Genomic DNA, 4200 nt, shown 5'->3' on the forward strand with positions numbered 1-4200 from the left:
TCTCGTTGAAGATAATCCAAATGGTGGTTATACAGCAGTAGCTCTAACCGAGTCAATTTTTACTCAGGCTGATGATATAGAAACACTACGGGAAATGGTTTGTGATGCAGTTCACTGTCATTTTCCTAATGAAAAAAATCATCCCCGAATAATCTTACTTAAATAATCAGGTCAATATTATCAAGTACCGGTAGAGTATGACCTAAACGCAATCCTAAAATAATCCATCCTTCAAGAGCATCTTGCAAATCTTCCCGGCAAGGTTATAGTGTTGCAGCGTTTGCCCAAACTCCTTGACATTCTGGAATTTCGCTATAAAAAGTTCCATCCTCAAGGAACTCATAGGTTGCTTTGTGCAATGCTGTACGAATGTAAGTTGCCAACATTTAGATTTTTTACTACTTCATTTAGCTTTTTGATCGATTTGCCTATGACTGAAATTTCGCTTTTAATCGCAAATCCGCCAAACTCGAATTATTATGTATATTTTTTAATTTACAAAAATGCGATCGCGCCCCTTTACCAAACGCGATCGCTAAATTTTCCATCCCCTATCCAATAAAATGCAGATGATTACTCACCGCACTAATTAAATTATGGGTAACGGGAAGACTATCAACTACCATCCCCAGACACAACAGCATCATGTAGGAGATGGAAAAGAGAAACAACTCTTTAGCTACAGCGCGATCCTCTGGATTTTGCAACAAACGCCAAGATTTGTGGATAAATAATCCTCCCAGAATTACAGCGATCGCAGCATAAAGAATTCCACTCGCGCCCAAGGGATAAACCAATAACACGGTTGCAAATACTGTTACTAGCGTGTAGTACCAAATCTGCTTCACGGTTGCCGTAGTACCTTCAATCACAGGTAACATTGGTATCCCAACTTTTGCGTAGTCATCTTTAATCATCAGAGCTAGCGCCCAGAAATGGGGTGGTGTCCATAAAAAGACGATGGCAAAAATCAGCCATGCTGACCAGCTTAATGTGCCTGTGACAGCAGCCCAACCCACTAAAGCCGGAATTGCCCCAGCCGCACCACCAACAACGATATTCTGAGGGGTGTGGCGTTTCAACCAGTGGGTATAGACCAAAATGTAAAAGACGATGCCAGAGAAAGCTAGCAGCGCGGCTAACAGATTGGCAAATACTGCTAGGAGTGTAAAGGAAATCGTCGCTAGTGCGATCGCAAAAATTAGAGCATCGCGCGGCTGTACCTTACCGGATGGCATCGGACGATGGCGCGTCCGCTCCATGTCATAATCAATATCCCGGTCATAGACACAGTTAATCGTCTGGGCGCTTGCAGCAGCCAAAGTGCCACCAGTGAGAGTTACTAGCAACAGCAATGGGTCTACTTCTCCCTTAGCAGCAATCCACATACTCCCAGCTGTGGTAATCAACAGCAACGGAATAATCCGAGGCTTGGTTAGCTGGTAATAACTTTGAACTACCTGTAAAAACGTTTGGTGGTGGCGAGAGACATTAGTCTCAATCATTTTGGCTCTGGTTCCTTATTTTTCAACAACTTATATGCAGCCCCCGCTCAAGGTGGCTCTTTCAGGCAAATGAAACACAGATTTTCTGCACCTGCGTGGGTCGCAATACTCGCCGTTGCGGCCATAATTTAGTAGAGACGCGATTAATCGCGTCTGTACAGGAGTTTGGAGTTTGGAGAGACGCGATTAATCGCGTCTGTACAAGAGTTAGAAATTTTTCCTTCCGTTACTCCCCTGTTCCCTCACTCCATACTCAGCAGTCATTGCTCAACACTGTGATGTCACGGCTAGTAGCCCAGTCACGCAGTGCGAGAACTGTGAAAGCCACCAAAGTACCCAGCAAAGCAGCTCCTATAGCTTGATGAGAGACGGTGAGAGGCTCAACTTGGAGGTGTAATTTGAAAGTGGCGAATCCCAACAAGATTTGTAAGGTTAACAACCCACCAGCTATATTTGCCAGTCGCCGTAAGGCTGGATGTAGTGCTGGTGTCCGCCAACAGATAAATACCATTGCCAAGGTTGCCACTGTTGGCGGCACCAAACCAGCAATATGGCTGTACATTACCGTACAAAGTTGAGAACCGCCGAGGCATTGGTGTAGTGCCCAGCGAGAGCCTACCAAAGCACCTAGCAGACTTTGCAGGTAAACCAGAACAGCAGCAGTTAAACCGACCCAAGGTAACTTACCAATGGTTCCAGTCCCCTGATAGGGCGTGAGCGCTGTGCCGATAATCAGAAGGGTGCTAAAAAATAACAGCGCCGTTCCTAAATGGGCGGTAACGATATCAAACCGCAACAGTTCGGTAACGGTGAGTCCTCCCAAGATGCCTTGGAAGACAATTAAAAACAGGGCGAATGTTGATGCCCAAGGCAGCCATTTGGGTAAGAAACGACGATGCCACCAGGACAAGCCGAAGAGTGCGATCGCGCTTACACCAATTAAAGCTGCATCCAATCGGTGAAACCACTCCAGGAACACCTGGAGATTCATTTGCTTGGCTGGCACCAATTCGCCATAGCATAAGGGCCAGTCTGGGCAAGCAAGTCCAGCATTCATGACACGGGTGGCACTGCCTATTGCCATCAAAATTAAGGTGGCTATGCATATTTTCCACACCAAGCGACGAATCATTTCCTTGGGTTTTTGCTGCTCAACTGCCGCTTCATTTTGTTGTTGTAGGACAAATTCGCTCATGAAGGATACCTTCTGCCCGCTCTTGGTGGATCTCTTAAAATTTTCAATTTTCTTTTAGTGTCCTATCTCCACCCTAGCGTATAGGCTATGGGTTTATAGATTAGCACTCACTTATACTTTGAATCACTCCAGCAAGGTTTTGCCTGAAGCTTTAGGTATTTTTCAAGATGTCAGAAATGGATTAATCACAATTAATTTAAGCATTCTAAATTTTTTCTTAAACTTTTTCACTGATTTTCATCTATTTTTGGCGTTGTATGATAGTAAATTCATACTCAAAATTACTAAAATAGCCAAAAAAATTAATAAAAATTTCAGACCTTTGTCCCCCATGTCTGACAGCCTAGACTACCTTAGTAAGTGAGTAGCTTCGAGATAACATAGTAAATTCAATTAAGTAAGCCGTGAAGATTCCAACTTCCATCTGGACATTACTCATTGGCATCGTGCTAACGCTAGCCAGCCTTTGGTACGGTCAAAATCACGGTCTGTTGCCAGCAGCCGCCACTGATGAAGCCGTCTTGGTGGATGGTCTGTTCAACGCGATGATGATCGTTTCTACAGGGATATTTCTGCTCGTTGAAGGTATTTTAATTTACTCTGCATTTAGATATCGTCGGCGTGCAGGTGACAATGAAGACGGCCCACCAGTTGAAGGTAATATACCTCTAGAAATTCTCTGGACGGCGATCCCAGCAATTATCGTTATTGGCATTTCTGTTTACAGCTTTGATGTTTACAACGAAATCGGTGGGTTTGATCCCCATGCTATCCATGAAGCACCGATGAGTCAGGAGTCAATGAAAATGTCAGGGCATGGGAGTGCAATGGCTGCAACTTTGAGCGATACTCCTCCCAGCACCGAACCCAACCTCAATCAAGAAAAATCTGATGAGGCAATGCAAGACCCAGCTACGGCAGAAGTTCGTAATGCTGACCAAATTCCGCAAAAGCGGAATGCCCCAGGTGTAGGTAGTGTTGCTCCGACAATTGGGGGAACTCCTGATAAAGCAGGTAAACCAGCTGAACTACAAGTCAACGTCACTGGTCTACAATATGCCTGGATTTTCACCTATCCTGAAACTGGTATAACTTCAGGTGAAATGCACGTACCCATCGGGCGAGAAGTGCAAATCAGTATGACTGCCAACGATGTCATTCATGCCTTCTGGGTGCCAGAGTTCCGCCTGAAACAAGATGCGATCCCCGGTAGGCAAAGCGAGATTCGCTTCACCCCTCAAAAAGCAGGAGACTATACCCTGATCTGTGCAGAACTTTGTGGCCCCTACCACGGTGCAATGAGAGCACCAGTAGTTGTTGAGCCACAAGAAGCCTTTGATAAATGGATGCAAGAACAGCTAGTTGCCAGCAAAGAAACGCTAAATCAAGCCATTGCTGTTAACCCTACCGATCTATCCCCAAATGAATTTCTTGCTCCTTACACCAAGGATATGGTAATTAAGCCAGAAATCCTGCATCAAGTTCACAAATAGTCATTGG

The 4200-nt window shown here is 44.9% G+C and carries 3 protein-coding genes and 1 pseudogene; 1 reads left to right on the top strand and 3 read right to left on the bottom strand.

Annotation, left to right across the window (positions count from 1 at the left end; translation table 11 throughout):
- Positions 1 to 158: 158 nt before the first annotated feature.
- The 3 genes and pseudogenes from IQ229_RS15660 to IQ229_RS15670 form a co-directional block, all read right to left on the bottom strand.
- Positions 159 to 386: pseudogene (locus tag IQ229_RS15660) on the bottom strand (type II toxin-antitoxin system HicB family antitoxin).
- Between the two features lie 165 nt (positions 387 to 551).
- Positions 552 to 1505 carry a heme o synthase gene (locus tag IQ229_RS15665; protein WP_194045158.1) on the bottom strand — a complete coding sequence of 318 codons (954 nt, stop codon included), beginning with the start codon at positions 1503 to 1505 and terminating at the stop codon, positions 552 to 554.
- Between the two features lie 253 nt (positions 1506 to 1758).
- Entirely contained in the window at positions 1759 to 2700 is a 942-nt protein-coding gene (locus IQ229_RS15670) for a COX15/CtaA family protein (RefSeq protein ID WP_194045160.1), read from the bottom strand.
- A 404-nt stretch (positions 2701 to 3104) separates the two neighbouring features.
- Between IQ229_RS15670 and IQ229_RS15675 the strand changes: the two genes are divergently transcribed.
- Positions 3105 to 4193 carry a cytochrome c oxidase subunit II gene (locus IQ229_RS15675; protein WP_194045162.1) on the top strand — a complete coding sequence of 363 codons (1089 nt, stop codon included), beginning with the start codon at positions 3105 to 3107 and terminating at the stop codon, positions 4191 to 4193.
- Positions 4194 to 4200 lie beyond the last annotated feature (7 nt).

It is taken from the genome of Nostoc cf. edaphicum LEGE 07299, assembly GCF_015207245.1.
Classification (GTDB): domain Bacteria; phylum Cyanobacteriota; class Cyanobacteriia; order Cyanobacteriales; family Nostocaceae; genus Nostoc; species Nostoc edaphicum_B.

What these genes read in the sequence shown, in the direction of transcription:
- IQ229_RS15665 (WP_194045158.1), bottom strand. Translation starts at nt 1,505, where the DNA reads ATGATTGAGACTAATGTCTCTCGCCACCACCAAACGTTTTTACAGGTA.
- IQ229_RS15670 (WP_194045160.1), bottom strand. Translation starts at nt 2,700, where the DNA reads ATGAGCGAATTTGTCCTACAACAACAAAATGAAGCGGCAGTTGAGCAG.